Consider the following 21,060-nt stretch of genomic DNA (forward strand, 5'->3'; position numbering starts at 1 on the left):
TGTAAACAGTCTGTCTCACGTGAGGTGTCCCAATGCGGGTGGCTTTCTACGCGCCGATGAAATCGCCGAACCATCCGGTGCCGTCGGGCGACCGGCTGATGGCGCGACTGCTGATCCGGGCACTGGAGCTTGGCGGGCATCAGGTCGACGTCGCCTCCGAATTCCGTACCTATGCCTCGACACCGCAAGCCGCAGCGGCGCTTGAACCCGCCATCGGCGCCGAACTGGAGCGGCTGCGGCTAAGATGGAAATCCGCGCCGCGGCCGGAACTCTGGTTCTGCTACCACCCCTATTACAAATCGCCCGATCCCTTCGGGCCGGCGATATCAGCCGAATTCGCAATTCCCTACGTCACCGCCGAATCCTCCTATGCGGCAAAACGCGATCGAACCGGCTGGGCAGCTTCACAGAAGCTGGTGGGCGAGGCGATCATGCGGGCGGCGGTCAATATCAGCTTCACCGGGCGCGACCAGGCCGGACTTGCCGCCGCCTTTGCGCAGGCGCGCCTTGCCAGGCTTAACCCCTTCATCGACACGGCGTTGTTCGAGACGGTGTCGCCAGCGCCCGATCAGCGCCGGCTGATGACGGTCGCGATGATGCGGGCCGGCGACAAGATGGACAGTTATGTCATGCTTGCAAAAGCGTTGCGGCTGATCGAAGACCGGCTCTGGACGCTGGCCGTCATCGGCGATGGTCCGTTGCGGCAAGAGGTGGAGGCGCTGTTTGCCGGCTTTCCCGGCCGCATCGAATGGCTGGGCGAGCGGAATGTCGTCGAGATCGCCGAATTGCTCGGACATGGCGGCATCTATGTCTGGCCCGGCTGCGGCGAAGCCTACGGTCTCGCCTATCTCGAGGCCCAGGCAGCCGGTCTTCCTGTCGTGGCGCAGGCAACGGCAGGCGTGCCAGCGGTGGTCGAGGCTGGCGTGACCGGCCTGCTGACGCCGGAGGGTGATGTCGCTGCCTATGCAAGGGCGATCGCAACCCTGCTCGGCGACGGTCAAAAGCGTGACGCGATGGGGCAGGCGGCACGATGCTTCGTGCTCGAGGAGCGTTCGCTTGCGAGGGCTGCCCGTGTCTTGGACGGGATTTTGCGCAGAAGCGCAGGAACAGGAGTGAGGTGATGAACTGGGAACCGTTGGGCCGCGAGCTTGAACGCTGGCGTGCCGCCGGCCGCGTGGTGCGGTTCTGGCTCAGGGACGACGACGCCGTCGAGCCGACGCCTGATCTGGAAAAGCTGCTGTCGCTGACCGGCGACAACGGAATTCCGCTGACGCTTGCCGTCATTCCCGCCCTGACGGGTGAGGCATTGGCCGCGCGGCTGGCGGGGGGAGCAGGCGTCGCTGTCGCCGTGCACGGCTGGTCCCACACCAATCACGCCGGACCTGAGCGCAAGAAGCAGGAACTCGGCGGCGAACGGGCGTCCGAGGTGGTGCTCGGCGAGTTGCGTGAGGGATTACAGCGCCTGAAGCGGCTCCATCCGGCTCGCTTCCTGCCGGTGCTGGTGCCGCCGTGGAACCGGATCGATGCCGCCCTGATTCCTGCATTGCCCGAACTCGGCTTTGCCGCGCTTTCGACTTACGGGCGGGCAAGAGAGGGCGGACCAATCCCGCTGCTCAACACCCACGTCGACATTATTGACTGGCACGGCACGCGCGGCGGCCGCAGCGAGGGGGAACTGGTGGCCGAACTGGTCGCTGAACTCCGCGACCGGCTTGCCGGCAGCGACGAGCCGATCGGCGTGCTCACTCACCATCTGGTTCATGATGCGGCCGCCTGGGATTTTCTGTCCGCCTTGTTTGCAGCGACGGGCCGGCATCCCGCCGTCCGCTGGTCATCGGCGTCGGAATTGCTAGAGCCTTAGACATTGCCGATCAGGCGGCGTGAAACTCGCCCGAGAAACTCTCGCATGAGTGCTACGACGTCATCGAGATGCGTCTCGAGCAGCCAGTGGCCGCCGCCGAGCAGATGCAGTTCGGCATCCGGCAGATCGCGCATGTAGGCTCGCGCCGATTTTTCCGGCATGTAGTGATCATTCGGACCCCAGACGATTAAAGTCGGAGGCCGATATTCGCGCAGATATTTGCGGTGTTCCGGGAACCACGCCCGGTTCTCCTTCAGTCCGGCGATCAGGTCGATGGCGATTTCCTTGCGCCGCGGCGTGATCAGCGACCAGTGCAGCTTCCAGAGATCCGGCGGGACCGTGTCGGCCAGAAGCGGCGGCAGATCGTTGAGGAATTCCTCCTTGAAGGTCTCCTCGCTGACTGTCTCCGCCAGCACCTTCTTCATCTCGGATCTCGGAAGCGTCCATGTCGCCTCGATCTCCGCATACTTCGGCCCGAGGGCATCATCATAGGGGATGTCGCCGTTCTGGATGATCAGCGCCAAGATGCGCTGGGGGTCCTTGATCGCCAACCGCGCACCGATAGGCGACCCGAAGTCGTGGAGGTAGAGGACAAACCGGTCGACATTCATCGCGCTGACGAAGGCCTCCAGCCAGGCAGCGTATCCGTCGAAGCTGTAGTCGAAATCATCAGGCGTGCCGCTGTAGCCCGCACCCGGGAAATCCGGCGCAATCAGGCGCCAATGGTCGGCAAGGCGTGGCATGAGATTGCGAAATTCATAGGATGAGCAGGGATATCCGTGCGGCAGCAACAAGACCGGAGCATCTTCTCGGCCGGCCTCGCGGTAAAAAGTCTCGACGCCTGCAACCGTAACGAAGTGATGTCGGACGAGCGTGGCCACATTCACGTTCGGTCCTCCTCATACTGCTCGGCGCCCTCCACCGGTCGCAGCCACGCTTCGCGGCGCTTGATCCAGAGTTCGTAGCGTGGCACCAGTGGCGTCGGCGCCTGCGAGAGGATGCCGAGCTTGATTTCCGCCTCCTGGTCATCGGCGGAAAACAGCCGCGCGCCGCAGCCGGTGCAGAAGCGTCGGCCGTGGAATTCGCCGGTTTCGCCGGAATGTTCAAACTGGCCGGCGCGCCAGACCCCGTAGAAGGTGAAGGCCGAACCGCTTTCTTTTCTGCAGTCGGTACAATGACAGATGCCGACGCGCAGCGGTTCGCCCCGCACAGAAAGCTGCACCTGCCCGCAAAGGCATTGTCCGGAAAGCACGGTCATGGCTGATACCCCGTTTCATCGATCTTGCGCTGCCGGGAAAACGGTCGGATCCGACATCTGTTCCGTCAGCAAGGCGCAAGCTGCCGGGCGCGCCCACTTGCGGGCGGGTACAGGAGACTTGTCGGTTCTAGACCACCATAGTCTGGTTGTCGCGGGCGGCGAAGGCGCCGGGGAAAGCGTCCTGCGCCTGTGCTTCCATCTGCGCCAGCTGTTCGTCCGTGCGGGAGGGCGCGTGGTGGAACAAGGCGAAGCGCTTCGCGCCGGCCATTTTCGCAAGCTCGGTGCCGTGCTGCCAGGTCGAATGGCCGAAGCCCTTGAAACGCTGCATCTCGTCTTCATTGTAAGTGCAGTCGTAGACGACGAGATCGGCGCCCTGCATCATCTCCAGCGAAACCGGATCGTAGCTGCCTGGAATATGCTCGATGTCATAGACGAGAGCGACCGAACGGCCCTGCCATTCGATGCGGTAGCCGATGGCGCCGCCCGGATGGTTCAGCATGAAGGTCTTGATCTCAATGCCCGCATGGGGCGTCAGCACCTGACCGGCATGGAAATCGCGGAAGTTCATCGTCGCCTGGCAGATGTCGGTCTTAACCGGAAACCAGGGCGGGCTGATGAACTGCTCGACCATTTCCCGCGTGCTCATCTTGCCATGGAGATGGCCGGACCAGATGTTGACGTTGATCGAGGGATAATAGATCGCCTTGAAGAAGGGCAGGCCGATGATGTGGTCGTAGTGGCAGTGGCTGAAGAACAGATCGACGTCGCTGACGCTGTCGGCGAGCAGCGAGAGCCCAGCCTCGCGCAGGCCGGAGCCCGCGTCGAAGATCATCCGATGTTCTCCGCAGCGAATTTCGATGCAGGAAGTGTTACCGCCGTAGCGATCGAACTCGGGGCCCGACACGGGAATACTGCCGCGGACGCCCCAAAATTTTACCTGAAATAAATCTGTCGTCATCGTTCTTCAAACCGGCCTTCCCGCATCGCCATCGTAGTCATTGTTCATCCCGATGCGAAGCAGTAGAATTCCACGGGTTTGCCTGCGGCCCCTTTCATTCTCCTAACCGCTAGCGGAAGAAGAAGTAGATTTTCCTAAGCAATCGGCTTTCGCTTCGGAAAGCAACCCAGTATGGTTGGTTTTCGGTAAACGGGCTGCTGAGGGCGGGACATTTTCCCGTACGTCATGCCTATTAGATGGTTGCGCGCGATTGAAAAAACAATTGCCGCCCTGTTGAGCCGAAAAATCCGGTTTTAAGAGCAGCACGAAAGCCCCGTGAAAGGGCTTCGCCCAACACGCATGGGGCACGGTGTTATGGTCAGGCCCTGCCGGCCGCTTCCACGTTCTCCGGCAGCATCATATGAGAAAATTCTAATTCCTGTTCTGCGAATGTTTTCTTGATTGAGAATGCCAGAAAGCGATATATCCGACGATACAGAAAATATAAGAGACTCGCCATGTTGCAGCCGGTTATCAACGAGACCATTGCCGAGACCAGCTACAGGCGCATTCGGGCCGACATCATTTTTGGCCGGCTGGCTCCAGGACAAAAATTGAAGCTGGAAAGCCTGAAGGAGTCCTACGAGACCAGCATCAGTACACTTCGGGAGGTGCTGAACCGGCTGTCCTCCGAGGGGCTCGTCGTTGCCGAGGGACAAAAGGGTTTCGAAGTGTCTCCGGTATCCGTTTCGGACCTCAAGGAGACAGCGGCGCTGAGGCTTCTGCTGGAAACACATGCGCTGGAACAGTCGTTCGTGCATGGCGACGTAGAGTGGGAGGCTCCCCTGGTATCGGCGCATTACAAATTGGCGCGGATGGAACGGGTGATGGCATCCGGCGACACCAGCAGGGCCGAGGACTGGAAGCGCTACGACTGGGAGTTCCACCAGGCCCTGATATCCGCCTGCGGGTCGAAGCTGCTGATGGAAACGCATTCGGTGATCTTCGACAGATATCTCAGATATCAGATGGTTGCCTTGTCCTATCGAGGCGATGTCGCCGCCAATGAACACCAGCAGCTTTTGGATGCGGCGCTGCGACGTGATGCGGAGACGGCCAAGCGCGTGCTTGTGCTGCATATCCAAGGCGGGGTCGAACATGCGCTGGCAAGAGGGACGCTGAAATAGAAATGATCCGGATGTTGCTCTTCGAGCTTTAGGTCCACCAACACAGGTGACATTTCGGCAAAACCAGGAAAAGCCATGCTCAAGCAAATCCATGATCCGGCTGAAACAGTAAGCGATGTCGTCTTCCGGCAGATCCGCCAGGATATTATATCTGGGACATTGCCGCCGGGGGCCAAGATCAAGCTGGAGCAGGCAAAGGAGCGCTACTCCATCGGCATTTCATCGCTGCGTGAAATTCTAAGCCGCCTGACGACGGAAAACCTCGTTGTCGCCGAGGGGCAGCGCGGCTTTGAAGTCAGCCCTGCTTCGCGCCGCGAACTTCTGGAGCTCGCCGACCTCCGGATTGTTCTTGAAACGCATGCGATCGGCCTTGCATTCGCTGCGGGAAATCTTGAATGGGAGGGGCGCATCGTCGCTGCCCATCACCGGCTGGCTGCCGCCGAACGCAAGCTCCTTGCGGGTGACGTCTCGCGGACCGTCGACTGGGTTCGATACGACTGGGAGTTCCATCAGGCGATCGTCTCGGCCTGCAATTCAGCGACGCTGATGGCGACATTGTCGTCTGTCTTCGACCGCTTTCTTCGTTACCATATGCTGGCTGAGAGTTTTCGCGGCAAGCCAGTCGTCGATGACCACAGGCTTCTGTTTGAACTTTCCATTCAGCGCGACGTCGCTGGCGCGACCGACGTCGTCAGAACGCACGTTCAAAGCGGCGTGGAGCATGTGCTGAAGAGCGGCCGGATTCGCTAGAGCAATTCCGGGAAAGTGCGAAGCAGTTTTTCAAAACAAAAGCTTAGAGTGGCTCTGCTCTCGATGAAAAACTGAACCGCTCTAAACCAGGGCCTCAGGAGGCGTCTTTCGGAATTCCTTCCGGACGCATCTGTTTCTTCAGGGCGGCGATCCGGAAAATTGCGTTCGGCGCGCCGTAGCCGCGGTAGCCGCGGCGCTCGACGATCTCGAAAAAGAAACCCTCTCCATAGGTTCCGCTATAGAGCTGGAAATATTCGCCATGCTCGTCCCGATCATAGAGGATGTTCTCCGCCTTCAGCCGCTCGGTCAGGGCAGGATCGAGGCCGAAGCGTGCTTCGACGTCATCGTAGTAGTTCGGCGAAATGTGCAGCGATCTGAAACCACAGGCACGAAGGTTTTCGGCGGTTGCAAAGATGTCGTCGGTCAGGAACGCCAGGTGCTGGATGCCGGCCCCGAATTTCTCGGCCATGAAATGTCCCGCCAAGGTGCGGCGGTTCTCGGCGCCGTTCATGGTGATGCGCAGCGCCCCGGTGTCGTTCTCGACGACTTGGCTGCGGACCACCCCGGCCGGATCGATGATATCGACCATCGGGGTCTTCCGCGTCTCGAAAATGGAGGTGTAGAACAAAAGCCAGGTGAGCATTTCATCGTAGCCGACCGTCTGGGCGACGTGATCAATGCGCAAAAGACCAGCAGACGGCGCGTCGCTGTCGTCCGTGACCGGCTGAAAGTCGATTTCGGAGAAACGACCCAATGCGCTCTTCTCGTCGATGAGATAGATGATCCCGCCTCCCACGCTCCGAATGGCAGGCAGCTCGAGCTCACCGTCTGCGACAGGCTGGGTGAATGGCTCGGCATCCAAGGCGAGCGCCCGCTCATAGGCCTTTGTCGCATCGTCGACGATCAGGGCCATGGCATAGGCAAAAGTACCGTGAACGGCGTAGGCCGCGTTGGCAAATCCTGCCTGATCGACATTGACGAGGATCCGGATCTCGCCCTGCTCGAAGAGGGAGACCTTTTTCGTGCGGTGGACCGCCGTCTTTTTGAACCCGAGAGTGCGCAGCAATGCAACCAGTTCGACTTCGTCTTCCTCGTCCGTGGCAAACTCGACGAAGCCGACGCCCTTGACGGAAGGCCTTTCCGGCATCGCCGCCCCGGTCATGCTGCCGATGCCGAGATGGCGGCGCACCTGATCGCCAAGATAGATCAGCGAGCGGTGGCCATCGGCGGCAATCGCCCGCGACAAACCGCCTCGAAACTGGTCGTTGAAGATCTCCAGGGAGAAATACCCGTCATAACCTGTTGCCGCGACGGCTTCGGTGAACGCCGTGACGGGAAGGTCGCCTTCCCCCGGCATGTTTCGGAAGTGGCGGCTCCAATAGAGCAGGTCCATGTCAATCAGCGGCGCATCGGCAAGCTGGACGATGAAGATCTTCTCCTTGAGAATCGAGCGGATGGAATTGACGTCGATCTTGCGCGACAAAGTGTGGAAGCTGTCGAGGATAAGACCGACATTCGGATGATCGGCGCGACGGACGATCTCCCAGGCGTCGCGGTGGTCGCTGATATGGCGACCCCAGGCAAGCGCCTCGTAGCCCACCCTCAGTCCTCGCCTGGCGGCACGCTCGCCGAGTTCATGAAAGTCCTCTGCCGCCCGGTCGATGCCGCCGATCGCGGCCGGCGAGACGTTTGAACAGACGAGCACCAGGTCCGTTCCCAGCTGCTGCATGACGTCGAACTTCCGTTCCGCGCGGTCAAACGTGCGGCTCCGCAGCGGCTCCGGCATGCCCTCGAAATCACGAAATGGCTGAAACAGGGTAATCTCCAGGCCGTGGTCGCGGACGAGTTTTCCGACATCGGCCGGGCTGCCGTCGAAGGCGAGGAAGTCATTCTCGAAGATCTCGACGCCGTCGAAGCCCGCTCGGGCGATCGCCTCGAGCTTCTCCGGCAGTTCGCCGCTGATCGTTACAGTCGCAATCGAGGTCCTCATGTCAAAGCCCTTCCGATATCCGTGCGGGATTGAACGAGCGCCGAACACAAAGATGCATTCCAGAAAACCGCTCGTTACTATTATGGCAAATGTCGTGAGGAATTCAAATAGCGTGTCTTATTATAAACTCTCATATGATTTTTAAAAACTCTGTTGATTTCAGCGCTCGTCTCTGGCAATCATTCCTCACACAGTCAAAAGGTGAGGTGGCTGTCCGGTCGAATGACCGCCAAAGGAGGAGGAGTTACATGTTCAAGTCTTTGCTAACGCGTGGAAACGCGATGCTCGGAGCCGCGGCCCTGGTGGCTGCCGTCACCCTGGCGCAACCGGCCGCCGCCATCACGCCTGATGAAATCAAGGCTCGCGGCAAGATCATCGTCGGAATTCAGGGTGACAACCCGCCCTGGGGTTTCGTGACCAGCGGCGGCAAACAGGACGGCCTCGACGCCGACATCGCAACGCTGTTTGCCAAGGAACTGGGTGTATCCGTCGAGTTCGTGCCGCTTGAAGTCAACAATCGCATTCCCGCACTGACGGCCGGCCGTGTCGACGTTCTCTTCGCAACGATGGCGATGCTGCCGGATCGCGCAAAGGCCGTGCAGTTCAGCAAGCCCTATGTTGCCAACGCGATCGTTCTGATTGGTCCGAAATCGGCTGAGATCAAGACGAATGCCGACATGGCCAAGTTCACTGTCGGCGTCGCCAAGGGTGCGGCTCAAGACACGCAGGTGACCAAGAACGCGCCGCCGAGCACGACCATCCGGCGCTATGATGGAGACGCCGCGAGTGTCCAAGCGCTGGTGTCCGGCCAGGTCGAGACACTCGGGGGCAATATCTTCTACATGGACCGGGTGGAGAAGGCCCGTCCGGGCGAATTCGAAAACAAGCTTGAATTCCAGAAGCTCTACAACGGTGCTTGCACGCGTCTCGGCGAAAAGGAAATCAATGCGGCGCTCAACACCTTCATCGACAAGATCAAGGCCAACGGCGACCTCAAGGCAGTCTACGACAAGTGGATGAAGGTTCCGGTACCGGAATTCCCGGAAAAGCTGGAAGGCATTCCATTCGCGGCGAACTGAGCGAACGGCAAAGGATGGCTGGCTTTCGCGTCGGTGGCCGCCCGATTGCCCCTCACCCTAACCCTCTCCCCGTAAGGACGGGGAGAGGGGACGTGCTCCACGGGACGCTGGCGAGGGACGGAGAGGTCACGGCTTGATCCCTTCGCCCCGTTTACGGGGAGAAGGTGGCGGCAGCCGGATGAGGGGCAGGCGGCCATCTCCTGGCGCGGGAATATTGAGGTCCAGACGAAGCCCTTACCAATGAAGGCGGGCAGCCATGCCCGTCAACGCAACCGCCATACCCACGGCCCTGAGGTGCGCGACATGACCAGAACCATTTTTGTGCTCAACGGACCGAACCTGAATCTGCTCGGTGAGCGCGAGCCCGCCATCTACGGCTCGGTGACGCTGGCCAATATCAAGGACAAGTGCCTCGCAAAGGCTGACAGTCTCGGCTTTGCCATCGACTTCCGGCAGACCAATTTCGAGGGCGAACTGGTGGAGAGCGTGCATCAGGCCAGGACAGACGCCTGTGGCATCATCATCAATCCTGCCGGTTATACCTTCACATCGATCGCTCTTCTGGATGCGTTGAAAATGTTCGACCCGCCGAAGATCGAGCTGCACATTTCGAATGTTCATGCGCGCGAGAGCATCTACCACAATTCGCTGATCTCGCGCGTTGCCACCGCCATCATGATCGGCTTTGGAGCCGACGGCTACGAACTGGCTATCCAGGCGATGGTTGGAATGGTCAAGCGGGACTGAACTTTCAGGAAGACGGACCGGAAGGGTCGCCATGAATTATAAGTTGGATTTCACCCCGGTCATAGATGGCCTGCCGAGCCTTCTGCTTGGCTGTCTCGGGACATTCTTGCTTGCCATTTGTGGGATGTTGCTGGCGATCATCATCGGAATTGGCGGCGTTGCGCTGCGCGACTCTGCGCTCAAGCCGGCGCGATGGCTGGTCATCGCCTTCGTCGAACTGATCCGCAACACGCCGTTCCTGGTCCAGATCTTCTTCATCTATTTTGCGCTTCCGCTCACGGGCATCAGGCTGGATCCGACGCCGACGGCGATTATCGCGCTCGGCATCAACGGTGGTGCCTACGCCATCGAGATCATTCGCGGCGGCGTTCAGTCGATCCCTAGGGGACAGATGGAAGCGGGGCTGGCCCTTGGTCTGCACAAGGCTCAGGTTTTCCGGCTGATCATTCTCAAGCCGGCATTGCGGGCGATTTATCCGTCGCTGACAAGCCAGTTCGTCCTCCTGACGCTGACCACCAGCATTGCATCGGCGATTTCGGCCTACGAGCTGACCTCCGTATCGCAGCGCATCGAGTCGGAGAGCTTCCGCAGCTTCGAGGTCTACTTCACGGTCACGGTTTTCTATTTCGTGATCTCCTGGCTGATGATGCGCATCTTCGCGCTGTTTTCGGCGCGCTACTTCAAATATCCGGTCAAGTAGGAGGAATTCCATGGGTCACGACGAATTCGTCTTCCTCCTGATCGGCCTGAAGTGGACCGTGGTCCTGTCCGCCGTCGGCTTCGTCTGCGGCGGCATTGCAGGGCTCGGCGTCGCCCTTGCGCGCGCCTCGGGCATACCGCTGCTGGAACGCGTCACGGCCGCTTATATCGCCGTCTTCCAGGGTACACCGCTGCTCATGCAGCTTTTCGTCGTCTATTACGGGCTGGCGCTGGTGGGGCTGATGCTCGACGCCTGGGTGGCCGTTGCCATCGGCCTGACCCTGCATGCCAGCGCCTATCTCGGCGAGATCTGGCGCGGATCGATCGAAGCGGTGCCGCGCGGCCAGACGGAAGCGGCCAAGGCTCTCAGCCTCAGATACGTCTCGCGTATGAGGGATGTCATCCTGCCGCAGGCGCTGCGCATCTCGCTGCCAGCCACGGTCGGTTTCCTCGTGCAGCTGATCAAAGGCACCTCGCTTGCATCGATCGTCGGCTTCACCGAGCTGACGCGGGCCGGCAACATCATCTCCAACCAGATCTTCCAACCGCTGACGGTCTTCGGCATCGTCGGCGCTCTCTACTTCCTGATGTGCTGCCCACTGACGATCCTTGGCGCGCGCCTCGAACGAAAGTTTGCCGCCTCTGCGCGCTGATCCGCATCCCCATTCTTCGACGCGGTCCAGCCCGCCAAAGTGGAGTTCTACCGATGACCAGTCCCAGTCCTGCTCAAGGCGCAGAGACCATGATCACCATGGAGCGGGTGGAGAAGTGGTATGGTGCTTTTCAAGCCCTGCACGACATCAACATATCGGTTCGCAGCGGCGAGAGGATCGTGTTGTGCGGACCTTCCGGCAGTGGGAAGTCGACGCTCATCCGCTGCATCAACCATCTCGAGACCTACGAGAAAGGTGAAATCCGCGTCGGCGGAATTCTTCTCGGCAATCAGGCCAAGACCATCGATGCGATCCGTCGTGAGGTCGGCATGGTCTTCCAGCAGTTCAATCTGTTTCCGCATCTGACGGTGCTGCAGAACTGCATGCTGGCGCCGATGAAGGCTGCCGGCGTCGGCAAGGCGGAGGCCGAGGAACGGGCACGCGGGCTGCTCGAGCGGGTCAAGATCCTGGAGCAGGCCGACAAATATCCGGTGCAGCTTTCGGGTGGCCAGCAGCAGCGCGTGGCCATTGCCCGCGCGCTTTGCATGCGGCCGAAGGTGATGCTGTTCGACGAGCCGACGTCGGCGCTTGATCCGGAGATGGTCAAGGAGGTGCTGGATACGATGATTGCGCTCGCCGACGAGGGCATGACGATGATCTGCGTCACCCACGAAATGGGCTTTGCCCGCCAGGTCGCAGATCGCGTGATTTTCATGGCCAGTGGCGCGATCGTCGAGGAAGCCCCGCCGGCCGAGTTCTTCACAAACCCACAGCATGAGCGAACCAGGAAATTCCTCGGAGAGATCCTGCGGAAGTAATGCGTTTCAAGGTCGATGCCTCTGGCAAATTATGGGAGCAGGCAATGAAGCCGCTGGAGATTGCAGTCATGGGAGCTGGCCTCATCGGCAGGCGCCACGTCGAGCGTGTCATGTCCGAGCCCGGAACCGTTCTCTCGGCGGTGATCGATCCTTCTGCCGCCGGTCGCAACTTTGCCGAGAATGTCGGCGCCCGATGGTACCGGAGCTTCTTAGACATCCGCGTTGAGGACAGGCCTGACGGCGTCATCGTGGCAACGCCGAACCAGCTCCACGTTGAGAACGGAATGGAGATCGTCGCTGCCGGCATCCCTGTCCTGATCGAGAAACCTATCGCCGACGATGTCGATGCTGCCGCAGCACTGGTTGGCGCCGGCGAGAAGGCAGGCATACCGCTCCTAGTCGGCCATCACAGGCGCCACAATCCGGTGATCAAGACGGTCAAACAGATCGTCGACGGCGGAAGGCTTGGCCGGATCCTCACGGTGCACGGCACGTTCTGGGTCGCCAAGCCCGACGACTATTTCGACATCCCCTGGCGGCGCGAGGCGGGCGCCGGCCCGGTCTTCGTCAACCTGATCCACGATGTCGATCTCTTCCGATATTTCTTCGGCGAGGTCGAAGCCGTCCATGCGATGGAATCCCACGCCGTGCGGAACCATGCCGTCGAGGATACGGCTGTCGTCACGCTGCGTTTCGCAAGCGGGGTGCTTGCAACCCTCAACGGCAGCGATGCCGTGGCCGCGCCCTGGAGCTGGGAGACGACCACCGGCGAAAACCCCGCTTTTCCCCGTTACGATCAATTCTGCTACCAGATCGGCGGCACCAAGGGTTCGCTCGGAATTCCCGATCTGACGCTTTGGACGAGCCCTTCGAAGCCCGATTGGCTGGAGCCGCTTGCCCAGGAGCGCGTGCCTTACCAAGCCGCCGATCCCCTTTGCGTTCAGCTCAGACACTTTTGCGACGTCATTCGTGGCGGTGCCACGCCTCTGGTGAGTGGCCGGGAGGGCCTTGCTACGCTCAGGGTCGTCGAAGCGATCAAGAGATCGGCACGCTTAGGGCAGATGATCCACCTCTCCAATGGCAGCGCCTCTTCCGATCCCCAGAAAGTCTGACCACATGATCACCGGGACGACCAAACTCATCGCTCACCTCGGCTATCCCACGGAGTCCTTCAAGGCCCCGCTGATCTACAATCCTTACTTTCAGAAGAACGGAATTGATGCCGTCGTCGTGCCGATGGGCTGCAGGCCGGAGGATTATCCGGCATTTCTGAAGCTTCTGTTCCGGTTGTCCAACATCCACGGTGCTCTGATCACGATGCCGCACAAGGTTTCGACAATGGCACTGCTCGACGAAACATCGACCAACGCAAAAGTCGCCGGCTCGTGCAATGCCGTGCGTCTCGGTTCGGACGGCAGGCTGATCGGTGACATGTTCGATGGCGAGGGCTTCGTTCGCGGCGTGTTGCGCAAGGGTAAAAAGGTTGAAGGAGCCCATGCGCTCATTGCGGGCGCCGGCGGCGTCGGCTCGGCGATCGCCGCGTCATTGGCACAGGCGGGTGTGGACCACCTCGCCATCTTCGATGCCAACCAGACGACCGCGACCGCGCTGCTGGACAGGCTGAAGAAATATTATCCGCATCTTGAAGTGACGGTCGGCTCCGCCGATCCTGAAGGTTTCGACATTGTCGTCAATGCGACGCCTCTCGGCATGCGGCGAGGTGACCCGCTGCCGATCGATATCGACCGCATCTCGCCATCGACCTTCGTCGGCGAAGTCGTGTTGACGAAGGAGATAACCCCTTTTCTTGAGGCCGTGCGGGCGCGCGGCTGCGCATTTCAGGTGGGAACGGACATGTTGTTCGAACAGATCCCCGCCTATCTCGAATTCTTCGATTTCCCGACGACGACGGCCGACAATCTGCGGGCAATCGCCAAACTCGGATGATGCGAAATGTGTGAGCGTTTGCGATTCGGGATTTTAGATCCCCACAATAACAGGCAGATTTTATCTGCCGCTTGAGCTGGCGGCTTTGGCCCTGATGCTTGCGGCTTGGAACGCTATAGCCATTTTTTGAGGCAAATGAAGACGCAAGATCTGCGGTCAAGATCCGCGAAGGATCTCGTTTAGCTCTTTTGCGGCGCGCTTCTTAGGCCTGCTGCAGCTGTCTGATCGTCTCTGGCCTTGTCGGCTGAGGCTGTGAATGCACCTCAGAGGCTACCTTCATGAACGTCTGAAGTGCCGCAGAAAGATATTGGTCGCTCCGCGTCACGAAAACAGTCGGCGCCGTTCGCAGATTGTCGGGAAGCTGGTGTATCATGACCCGTCCGTCGGCCGCCGCTGCCTGAACGACACCGCGAGGCAACATGGCCACGCCGACACCGGCTGCAACACAGCCGATGATCCCGTCCATGGTTCCGAGTTCCATCCAGCGGACATTCGTTACCCCACATGCCGCAAGGAACATGTCCATGCGCCGGCGATAGGAACAGCCCGATCGGAAGGCGAGGACCTTCAGGGCCGGCGATGCAGCCAATGCCTTCAGATCCGCAAGCTCGCGAACCCGCGGCGAGGAGATGACCACGAGCTCCTCCTCGATGATGGACAGGCTCTGCAGTTCGGGATGAGCAATGGGGCCGGAGACGAACGCGCCATCCAGTTTGCGTGCGACGACGTCGCTCACGAGCTGTTCCGTCGGTGCAGCCTCCATCAAGACATCGACTTCCGGATATTCTTCAGCATAACGTATCAGGATGGGCGGAAGGCGAAGCGCTGCAGTGGTCTCCATCGAGCCGATCCTGAGTAAACCGCTCGGCGTACCGTGGTCCGTGACGACGCGCATGGCTTCGTCCAGAAGCTCTCCGACGCGCTCGGCATAGGGTACGAGCTGAAGGCCGGTGGCCGTCAGCGTAACCCCTCGCCTGGAGCGATGAAAAAGCGGCGCGCCGATTTCTTCCTCAAGCGACTTTATACGTGCGGTGACGTTGGATTGGACAGTGTGCAGCACACCGGCCGCCCCTCCAATGCTGTTTGCTCTCACCACCGCCTGGAAAAACTTGAGATCGACGCTGTTCATCAGCCATCTCCTTTTCTGATGGAAAACATCTGATCTAATCGTTTGTCATTCGTCAAGCGTCACCATAGCGTCAAAGAAAATTAACCGGGAACATTCCTCCAACTGGGAGAAGTACGATGACGATACGGACGCGTCTGACAGAGTTTTTCAATATTGAGCACCCGATCATCCTGGCACCGATGACGCCGGCAGCGGGTGGCGCGCTTGCGTCCGCCGTCGCCGATGCCGGCGGTTTGGGTCTTTTGGGCGGCGGATATGCTGATCGTTCATGGTACGAGACCGAGTCATCGCTGATCACCAACGAACGCGTTGGCTGCGGGTTCATTACATGGGCGGTTGAGCACGACCTTGATCTGTTTGACCGTGCGCTTGCGGAGCGTCCATCCGCGATGATGCTGTCCTTTTCCGATCCGGCCAGGCTCGCAGCCCGCGTCAAGCAGGCGGGTGTTCCGCTGATTTGTATGATCCACACGCTCGAACATGCCCGGCATGCGATCGACGTCGGCGCCGACGTGCTTATCGTTCAGGGGACCGAGGCCGGTGGCCATGGCCTGGTCGCGCGCTCGACCATGCCCTTCGTTCCCGCGGTCGTGGATCTGGTGGCGAAGATTTCCCCGTCTGTCATCATTGTGGCGGCAGGCGGCATTGCCGACGGAAGAGGCCTGGCCGCTTCGCTGATGCTTGGAGCGGACGGGGTCCTGATGGGAACCAGGTTCTGGGCTACGCGCGAGTCGCTCATCCATCCGGCAGCCAAGGACAAGGTTGTCGCCGCCTCTGGCGACGAGACGATCCGGACGTCCGTTTACGACATCGTCCGTCAGAAAGCCTGGCCCGCTGGCTATACCGGTCGCCTGCTCAAAAACGGCTTCATCGACAAATGGCATGGCCGCGAGGAAGAGCTGCGTATGCTGCATTCCGAAGAATTGTCAAAGGTCGAGACGGCTTGGGCCTCTGGCGACTATGACACGGCCAACGTGACCGTCGGTGAGGCGGTTGGCCTCATCAACGATCTGCCGTCGGCGAAGGACATCGTCCGCCGAACGGTGCGCGAAGCAAGCGAAAGGCTTGGCCTCTACGCATTCGATCAGCGCATCGCCAGCTGATTTACCACGGCCCAAAAGGGCCGATCGCTTCAAAAACAAAAAAGGGGACTGCAGCATGCAACAGCTACAGGAAAGGGACGATTCCGTCCGCAAACCGGGCATCTGGACCGTCGTTCTCGCGTCAAGCGCCGGCACGGTCATAGAATGGTACGACTTCTATCTCTACGGAAGCCTGGCAATCTTTTTCTCGACACTCTTCTACCCAGCCAATGAGCCGACGGCAGCCGTTCTGATCAGCGTCGCGACTTTCGCCACGGGATTTGTCGTGCGGCCATTGGGAGCCCTGCTGTTCGGCAGCATCGGCGATCGCTTCGGACGCAAGAGCACCTTCTTGATGACGCTCATTCTGATGGGCATCGCGACCGCGCTTGTCGGCATCTTGCCAACCTTCGAGACTGCCGGGTATTTTGCACCGATCGCCCTTGTCGTCCTCCGGCTGATCCAGGGATTGGCAATCGGCGGCGAATACGGCGGCGCCGCCGTTTACGTTGCGGAACACGCTCCCGAAAACAGACGTGGTTTCTTTACGAGCTTTATCCAGACAACGGCAACCGTCGGCTTTTTCCTGGCGATTGTCGTCGTTCTTACGTGCCGGCTGTCGCTCGGCGAAGAAATCTTCAAGCTATGGGGTTGGAGAATCCCCTTCCTGCTTTCGTCGGTTTTGATCGTCCTGTCGCTTTATTTGCGCCTCAAGCTCAGCGAATCTCCGGTTTTCGAGGAACTCCGCAAGGGCGGAAAGACCGCAAAGAGCCCGATCTGCGAGAGTTTCGCCACCGGTCATGGTGCGCGCTATGCAGCCTTCGCGCTGTTTGGGGCAACCGCGGGCCTCGGATGCGTGTGGTATACAGGGCAGTTCTACGCCCTCTATTTCTTGCAGAGCGTGCTGAAGCTGGACTTCCTGACGGCGAACCTTTGCCTTGCGGCTGCTCTGGTGATCGGAACGCCGCTCATCGTTTTCTTCGGCGCCTTGTCCGACCGGGTCGGCCGCCGCAAGTTGATTGTCACCGGCTTTATTCTCGCAGCCGTGTTCTATGTCCCGATCTATCAGGGCATCGCCGCCGCCGTCGCAGCGCAAAATTTCGTTCTGGTCACGGCCCTCATCGTCGCCCAACTCGTCTTCGTCGGCCTGGTCTACGGGCCGATGGCAGCCTTCCTCGTCGAGCTCTTCCCGGCGAAACTGCGCTACACCTCGCTCTCGCTTCCCTATCACATCGGAACAGGCGTGTTTGGCGGGTTCGTTCCCCTCATCAGTCTGTCGCTCGTTGCCTATACGGGCAACATCTATGCCGGCCTGGCCTATCCCATCGCGATCGCGATTATGAGCGCGGTCGTGAACCTGCTCTGCTTCCCCCGTGCCCTGTCTGTCGATACCCGACCCGCCATAGCCGCCCTCCCGGCGGATGCAAACTAAGTGCAGGCGGGGAACGGCATAGGGCCGTTCTCCGCTCTCCTTTCCCCCGAGGACGACCCATGCCGCTGATAAAAATCAATCTTCTGAAGGGCCGATCGCCAAACGATCATGAGAGGATACTCAACTGCATACATGAGGCAGTCGTCAGGGCTTTCAATGTGCCGACGGCAGATCGTTATCAGATTCTGTATGAGCACGAGCCAACCCATGTCCGTGCAGAGGACACTGGCCTCGGAATTTCTCGCAGTGACAGGCTGATCATTATCGAGGTGATCTCGCGAGCACGGTCCGCCGAAGATAAGCAGGCCTTCTACCGTTTTGTTACCACGGGGCTTCTGGATGCGTGTGCGATCGACCCTGCAGATGTCGTAGTCAGCATCGTGGAGAATGGCGACGCGGATTGGTCCTTCGGCCTTGGTCGAGCTCAATTCATAACCGGCGAACTTCGCTGAATCAGGCATCCGCGGCGGTGAAAGGACATCAACGCCCGATGCCAATCCGATACGGCCGCGCCACCAACTTTGACCGGCCGAGCGCAAATTCAAACAAGAAAGAGAGCAGCTATGAAACAGCTATACCGAACCGTTGCCGCGTCACTGGGAGTGCTGATGACAACCTTTTTAGTTTCCGCGCAAGCCGAGGAGACCATCGTCAAACTTAAAGTCGAAGGCCAGACAATCGTAGCGACGATGGTTACGCCGGATGATGTTGCCAATCCCCCTGTCGTCCTGATGCTTCACGGCTTCACTGGCAGCCGCAACGAATGGAGTTCGGACGCAGTGAAGGAAGGCCTATTCGGGCGTGCTGCGCCGGTGCTCGCAAAGAACGGCATCGCTTCGCTTCGGATCGATTTTCGCGGCAGCGGGGAGAGCGACGGCAAATTCGAAGACATGACGGTCGAAACCGAGATAACGGACGCGCAAGCGGCGCTCGACTTCCTATCGACGAATGACGGCGTCGATGGCAAGCGGATTTCGGTGATGGGAATGAGCCTGGGCGGCGCTGTCACGACCGCCGTCGCCGGCCGGACAAAAACACCTTTAAAATCTGTGGTGCTCTGGAACCCCGGTATCAATCTTCCCGCGGCATTCATTTCGATCTTCGGCGAAAAGCAAATGGCTGAAGCTGTGAAAGCTGGCGATAACGTCTATCCTACCAAGCGCCTCGGCGATGGGAAAGATATCCCGTTGAAAGGCCGCTTCTTCGAGAGCCTATACGCAGTGCAGCCTGCTGGCGAGATCTCGCGCTATAAGGGTCCGCTGTTCCTGGCGGTCGGAACACGTGATAGCATCGTCTTTCCCCAGCCCGTTCTCGCCAAGTCGCTGCTTTCTTATCACGATGGTCCGGAGGAACTGTGGACTGAACCCGTTGATCATGGTTTCGGCGTCGAACAGAGCGCTGAGACAGTGGACAAGCTGATTTCGGCGACGGTCGCCTTCCTGAAGTCCAGCGGCGAATAATCTGCGCCTCGGACAGCGCTTGCTCGGCCGCCAAAACCGCCGGAACTGGCGGCATCTGTACGGAGGCGGCAGCAGCCTGCTAGAGCGAGGCGGTGATGCCGCCATCGACCGTCAGCATATGGCCGTTGACGAAGGAAGAGGCACCCGAGGCGAGGAAGACGGCGGCGCCGACGAGCTCCTTGACCTCGCCCCAGCGGCCCGCCGGCGTGCGGGTTTCCAGCCAGCCAGAAAACTTCGGATCGTCGACAAGCGCCTGGTTGAGCGGCGTGCGGAAATAGCCGGGCGCGATCGCATTGACCTGCAGGCCGTATTTCGCCCAGTCGGTGGCCATGCCGCGCGTGAGGTTCTTCACCGCGCCTTTGGTCGCGGTATAGGGCGCGATACCGGGACGGGCGAGTTCGGCCTGGACGGAGGCGATGTTGATGATCTTGCCGCAGCCGCGCGATATCATCGCCTGGGCGACCGGCTGGCTGACATAGAACAGGCTGGAGACATTGGTCTTGAAGATCTCGTCCCACTTGTCGACCGGGAAGTTCTCCAACGGTGTGCGAAACTGCATGCCGGCATTGTTGACGAGGATGTCGATCGGGCCGATCTCCGCCTCGATATAGGCGATGGCGGTGCGGCTGGCCTCCGCATCGGTGACGTCGAAGGCGGCGCTGACGGCATGGCGATGGCTGCGACGGATATCCTCGGCGGCGGCCTCCGCCTTCTGCGCGTTGCGGCCGTTGATGATGATCGAAGCGCCATGCTCGGCAAGCCCGACCGCCAATGCGCGGCCGATGCCCTGACTGGAGCCGGTGACGAGGGCACGACGGCCCGAGAGATCGAAGAGGGGAAAGGTCACGGGGCTGCTCCTGATTTCATTGCACTGTGCATAGCCGGTTTCCGGCATTACATGCAAAGGTGCCGGATCAGGCCGTTCCAAGCCTCTTGATATTTCCTGCAAGCTCCCCAGCGAGCCGCAGGCTGGCGGCGGTCGCCATCGTCATTTGCGGCAGCAGCAGCCATTCGAGCGTCCAGGCAGCGCCGGAGCGTTCCTGTTCATGGACGAAGGAATGATGGATGCCCGAGAGCGCCGTGGCGTTGAAGCGGGCGAGCGAAACGAGGACTTCGGCGGAAACGGGGTTTTGCTTGTGTGCCATGGCCGACGAGGTGCCGCCGCCTGAAATTTCGATCTCGTCACCGGCCTGGGCAAGCAGTGCGATATCCTGCCCCATCTTGCCGAGACTGCCCGATATCGACGCAAACAGGCCGGCAATATCGGCGATCGGCAGACGCCCGCTCTGCCATTGCGATGCATCGGTGAGGCCGAGTTCCTGGGCGAGCGAAGCGCGGATGGCTGCGGCCTGCGATCCGAGCTTGTCCAGGGTGCCGGCCGCACCACCGAACTGGACGGGAAAACTCTGCTCGGTCAGGCGATCGCGATAGGTCGTCAACGGTGCGCGCCACGCGTTGAGGCGATCAGCAACAGTAATCGGGATCGCCGCCTGCATACGTGTGTGACCCATCAGCCGGTTCCGGCCGAACTGGCGGTCCAGCGCATCGAGCCGTTCGGCAATGGTGGAAAGCCGACCGGCAAACAGGAAGACGACGGTCTTCAGGCGGATCATCAGGCTGGTATCGATGACATCCTGGCTGGTGGCGCCGAGATGCAGGCTTTTTGCCGCTTCCTCGCCGACATCGGCGCGCAGCTGCTTCACGAGATCGGGAACGACGACACCGTCCCTTGCCGTTGCCGATCGAAGACTGGACATATCCGGCGAGAAGGCGGCGCAGGTGTCAGCGATGCGCCTTGCGGCTTCGGCAGGAATGAGGCCGTGAGCGGCTTCAGCCTTGGCGAGCGCGGCCTCGAAGGAGAGCATGGCCCGTATATCCGCCTCGGCGGAGACATAGGGCGCGATTTCATCGTCGCCGAGCAGGCTGGAAAGGAAGGGGTGGTCGAACGGCGATGCGGTCATGATCGTCTCGGTTTGTGGTGGCGGCCCCCTCATCCGGCTGCCGCCACCTTCTCCCCACTGGGGAGAAGGG

At 60.3% G+C, this 21,060-nt stretch carries 22 protein-coding genes; 15 read left to right on the forward strand and 7 right to left on the reverse strand.

Annotated elements, in window-relative coordinates; translation table 11 throughout:
• Positions 1-32 precede the first annotated feature (32 nt).
• Both ACS4RR_RS31215 and ACS4RR_RS31220 read left to right on the forward strand, forming a co-directional pair.
• Positions 33-1,121, forward strand: coding sequence for a glycosyltransferase family 4 protein (locus ACS4RR_RS31215; RefSeq protein WP_162115203.1), 1,089 nt, complete (start codon positions 33-35; stop codon positions 1,119-1,121).
• Entirely contained in the window at positions 1,121-1,861 is a 741-nt protein-coding gene (locus ACS4RR_RS31220; RefSeq protein ID WP_222386865.1) for a polysaccharide deacetylase family protein, read from the forward strand. The genes ACS4RR_RS31215 and ACS4RR_RS31220 overlap by 1 nt, the downstream gene beginning before the upstream one ends.
• Here the strand turns inward: ACS4RR_RS31220 and ACS4RR_RS31225 are convergent.
• The 3 genes from ACS4RR_RS31225 to ACS4RR_RS31235 all read right to left on the reverse strand — a co-directional run bounded on the left by ACS4RR_RS31225 (position 1,858) and on the right by ACS4RR_RS31235 (position 4,077).
• On the reverse strand, positions 1,858-2,742 hold the full coding sequence (locus ACS4RR_RS31225; protein ID WP_222386925.1) for an alpha/beta fold hydrolase: 885 nt from the start codon (positions 2,740-2,742) through the stop codon (positions 1,858-1,860). The two genes, ACS4RR_RS31220 and ACS4RR_RS31225, sit on opposite strands and share 4 nt — an antisense overlap.
• A 2-nt stretch (positions 2,743-2,744) precedes the next feature.
• Positions 2,745-3,119, reverse strand: coding sequence for a GFA family protein (locus tag ACS4RR_RS31230; protein WP_456190675.1), 375 nt, complete (start codon positions 3,117-3,119; stop codon positions 2,745-2,747).
• Between the two features lie 127 nt (positions 3,120-3,246).
• Positions 3,247-4,077: an MBL fold metallo-hydrolase gene (locus tag ACS4RR_RS31235; RefSeq protein ID WP_017968230.1), complete on the reverse strand. Its 831-nt coding sequence runs from the start codon at positions 4,075-4,077 to the stop codon at positions 3,247-3,249.
• A 497-nt stretch (positions 4,078-4,574) separates the two neighbouring features.
• Between ACS4RR_RS31235 and ACS4RR_RS31240 the strand changes: the two genes are divergently transcribed.
• Both ACS4RR_RS31240 and ACS4RR_RS31245 read left to right on the forward strand, forming a co-directional pair.
• A complete protein-coding gene (locus tag ACS4RR_RS31240; RefSeq protein ID WP_017968232.1) occupies positions 4,575-5,243 on the forward strand; it encodes a GntR family transcriptional regulator in 669 nt (222 codons plus the stop codon).
• A 75-nt stretch (positions 5,244-5,318) separates the two neighbouring features.
• Positions 5,319-5,993 (forward strand): GntR family transcriptional regulator, encoded by a 675-nt coding sequence (locus tag ACS4RR_RS31245; RefSeq protein WP_170256480.1) that lies wholly within the window; start codon positions 5,319-5,321, stop codon positions 5,991-5,993.
• Positions 5,994-6,087: 94 nt separating this feature from the next.
• On the opposite strand, the gene ACS4RR_RS31250 is transcribed toward ACS4RR_RS31245, so the two are convergent.
• Positions 6,088-7,983 (reverse strand): bifunctional sugar phosphate isomerase/epimerase/4-hydroxyphenylpyruvate dioxygenase family protein, encoded by a 1,896-nt coding sequence (locus tag ACS4RR_RS31250; RefSeq protein WP_456190676.1) that lies wholly within the window; start codon positions 7,981-7,983, stop codon positions 6,088-6,090.
• 248 nt (positions 7,984-8,231) lie between these two features.
• On the opposite strand from ACS4RR_RS31250, the gene ACS4RR_RS31255 reads away from it, so the two are divergent.
• The 7 genes from ACS4RR_RS31255 (at position 8,232) to ACS4RR_RS31285 (ending at position 13,926) form a co-directional block, all read left to right on the forward strand.
• A complete protein-coding gene (locus tag ACS4RR_RS31255; protein ID WP_017968235.1) occupies positions 8,232-9,062 on the forward strand; it encodes a transporter substrate-binding domain-containing protein in 831 nt (276 codons plus the stop codon).
• Positions 9,063-9,365: 303 nt separating this feature from the next.
• On the forward strand, positions 9,366-9,809 hold the full coding sequence (locus ACS4RR_RS31260) for a type II 3-dehydroquinate dehydratase (RefSeq protein ID WP_456190677.1): 444 nt from the start codon (positions 9,366-9,368) through the stop codon (positions 9,807-9,809).
• Positions 9,810-9,840: 31 nt separating this feature from the next.
• Positions 9,841-10,509: an amino acid ABC transporter permease gene (locus tag ACS4RR_RS31265; RefSeq protein ID WP_017968237.1), complete on the forward strand. Its 669-nt coding sequence runs from the start codon at positions 9,841-9,843 to the stop codon at positions 10,507-10,509.
• Between the two features lie 10 nt (positions 10,510-10,519).
• Positions 10,520-11,161: an amino acid ABC transporter permease gene (locus tag ACS4RR_RS31270; protein WP_017968238.1), complete on the forward strand. Its 642-nt coding sequence runs from the start codon at positions 10,520-10,522 to the stop codon at positions 11,159-11,161.
• A gap of 53 nt (positions 11,162-11,214) precedes the next feature.
• Complete coding sequence (locus ACS4RR_RS31275) at positions 11,215-11,979, forward strand: amino acid ABC transporter ATP-binding protein (protein WP_130671043.1); 765 nt, start codon at positions 11,215-11,217, stop codon at positions 11,977-11,979.
• Positions 11,980-12,023: 44 nt separating this feature from the next.
• Positions 12,024-13,091, forward strand: a complete 1,068-nt coding sequence (locus ACS4RR_RS31280; RefSeq protein WP_456190678.1) for a Gfo/Idh/MocA family protein — start codon at positions 12,024-12,026, stop codon at positions 13,089-13,091.
• Positions 13,092-13,095: 4 nt separating this feature from the next.
• Entirely contained in the window at positions 13,096-13,926 is an 831-nt protein-coding gene (locus ACS4RR_RS31285) for a shikimate dehydrogenase family protein (protein WP_222386869.1), read from the forward strand.
• Between the two features lie 202 nt (positions 13,927-14,128).
• On the opposite strand, the gene ACS4RR_RS31290 is transcribed toward ACS4RR_RS31285, so the two are convergent.
• Positions 14,129-15,055 carry a LysR family transcriptional regulator gene (locus tag ACS4RR_RS31290; RefSeq protein ID WP_456190679.1) on the reverse strand — a complete coding sequence of 309 codons (927 nt, stop codon included), beginning with the start codon at positions 15,053-15,055 and terminating at the stop codon, positions 14,129-14,131.
• A 116-nt stretch (positions 15,056-15,171) separates the two neighbouring features.
• Between ACS4RR_RS31290 and ACS4RR_RS31295 the strand changes: the two genes are divergently transcribed.
• From ACS4RR_RS31295 to ACS4RR_RS31310, 4 genes are all read left to right on the forward strand, one after another.
• The gene (locus tag ACS4RR_RS31295; RefSeq protein ID WP_222386871.1) at positions 15,172-16,158 is read left to right on the forward strand and encodes an NAD(P)H-dependent flavin oxidoreductase; all 987 of its coding nucleotides are present in this window, start codon (positions 15,172-15,174) and stop codon (positions 16,156-16,158) included.
• 55 nt (positions 16,159-16,213) lie between these two features.
• Complete coding sequence (locus ACS4RR_RS31300) at positions 16,214-17,569, forward strand: MFS transporter (RefSeq protein ID WP_456190680.1); 1,356 nt, start codon at positions 16,214-16,216, stop codon at positions 17,567-17,569.
• Positions 17,570-17,628: 59 nt separating this feature from the next.
• A complete protein-coding gene (locus ACS4RR_RS31305) occupies positions 17,629-18,021 on the forward strand; it encodes a tautomerase family protein (protein WP_456190681.1) in 393 nt (130 codons plus the stop codon).
• A gap of 111 nt (positions 18,022-18,132) precedes the next feature.
• Positions 18,133-19,029 carry an alpha/beta hydrolase family protein gene (locus ACS4RR_RS31310; protein WP_222386874.1) on the forward strand — a complete coding sequence of 299 codons (897 nt, stop codon included), beginning with the start codon at positions 18,133-18,135 and terminating at the stop codon, positions 19,027-19,029.
• 79 nt (positions 19,030-19,108) lie between these two features.
• On the opposite strand, the gene ACS4RR_RS31315 is transcribed toward ACS4RR_RS31310, so the two are convergent.
• Together ACS4RR_RS31315 and ACS4RR_RS31320 are read right to left on the reverse strand one after the other, a co-directional pair.
• Positions 19,109-19,876, reverse strand: coding sequence for an SDR family oxidoreductase (locus tag ACS4RR_RS31315; protein ID WP_222386876.1), 768 nt, complete (start codon positions 19,874-19,876; stop codon positions 19,109-19,111).
• 67 nt (positions 19,877-19,943) lie between these two features.
• Positions 19,944-20,990: a 3-carboxy-cis,cis-muconate cycloisomerase gene (locus ACS4RR_RS31320; protein ID WP_222386877.1), complete on the reverse strand. Its 1,047-nt coding sequence runs from the start codon at positions 20,988-20,990 to the stop codon at positions 19,944-19,946.
• Positions 20,991-21,060: the final 70 nt, after the last annotated feature.

The sequence above is a fragment of the Rhizobium zaerense genome, assembly GCF_051810725.1.
Classification (GTDB): Bacteria; Pseudomonadota; Alphaproteobacteria; order Rhizobiales; family Rhizobiaceae; genus Rhizobium; species Rhizobium leguminosarum_I.

Coding starts and splice junctions, on each gene's coding strand:
- ACS4RR_RS31250 (WP_456190676.1), bottom strand. CDS start 7,983: ATGAGGACCTCGATTGCGACTGTAACGATCAGCGGCGAACTGCCGGAG.
- ACS4RR_RS31220 (WP_222386865.1), top strand. CDS start 1,121: ATGAACTGGGAACCGTTGGGCCGCGAGCTTGAACGCTGGCGTGCCGCC.
- ACS4RR_RS31270 (WP_017968238.1), top strand. CDS start 10,520: ATGGGTCACGACGAATTCGTCTTCCTCCTGATCGGCCTGAAGTGGACC.
- ACS4RR_RS31265 (WP_017968237.1), top strand. CDS start 9,841: ATGAATTATAAGTTGGATTTCACCCCGGTCATAGATGGCCTGCCGAGC.
- ACS4RR_RS31300 (WP_456190680.1), top strand. CDS start 16,214: ATGCAACAGCTACAGGAAAGGGACGATTCCGTCCGCAAACCGGGCATC.
- ACS4RR_RS31260 (WP_456190677.1), top strand. CDS start 9,366: ATGACCAGAACCATTTTTGTGCTCAACGGACCGAACCTGAATCTGCTC.
- ACS4RR_RS31230 (WP_456190675.1), bottom strand. CDS start 3,119: ATGACCGTGCTTTCCGGACAATGCCTTTGCGGGCAGGTGCAGCTTTCT.
- ACS4RR_RS31215 (WP_162115203.1), top strand. CDS start 33: ATGCGGGTGGCTTTCTACGCGCCGATGAAATCGCCGAACCATCCGGTG.
- ACS4RR_RS31290 (WP_456190679.1), bottom strand. CDS start 15,055: ATGAACAGCGTCGATCTCAAGTTTTTCCAGGCGGTGGTGAGAGCAAAC.
- ACS4RR_RS31235 (WP_017968230.1), bottom strand. CDS start 4,077: ATGACGACAGATTTATTTCAGGTAAAATTTTGGGGCGTCCGCGGCAGT.
- ACS4RR_RS31240 (WP_017968232.1), top strand. CDS start 4,575: ATGTTGCAGCCGGTTATCAACGAGACCATTGCCGAGACCAGCTACAGG.
- ACS4RR_RS31280 (WP_456190678.1), top strand. CDS start 12,024: ATGAAGCCGCTGGAGATTGCAGTCATGGGAGCTGGCCTCATCGGCAGG.
- ACS4RR_RS31285 (WP_222386869.1), top strand. CDS start 13,096: ATGATCACCGGGACGACCAAACTCATCGCTCACCTCGGCTATCCCACG.
- ACS4RR_RS31295 (WP_222386871.1), top strand. CDS start 15,172: ATGACGATACGGACGCGTCTGACAGAGTTTTTCAATATTGAGCACCCG.
- ACS4RR_RS31275 (WP_130671043.1), top strand. CDS start 11,215: ATGACCAGTCCCAGTCCTGCTCAAGGCGCAGAGACCATGATCACCATG.
- ACS4RR_RS31320 (WP_222386877.1), bottom strand. CDS start 20,990: ATGACCGCATCGCCGTTCGACCACCCCTTCCTTTCCAGCCTGCTCGGC.
- ACS4RR_RS31245 (WP_170256480.1), top strand. CDS start 5,319: ATGCTCAAGCAAATCCATGATCCGGCTGAAACAGTAAGCGATGTCGTC.
- ACS4RR_RS31310 (WP_222386874.1), top strand. CDS start 18,133: ATGAAACAGCTATACCGAACCGTTGCCGCGTCACTGGGAGTGCTGATG.
- ACS4RR_RS31305 (WP_456190681.1), top strand. CDS start 17,629: ATGCCGCTGATAAAAATCAATCTTCTGAAGGGCCGATCGCCAAACGAT.
- ACS4RR_RS31255 (WP_017968235.1), top strand. CDS start 8,232: ATGTTCAAGTCTTTGCTAACGCGTGGAAACGCGATGCTCGGAGCCGCG.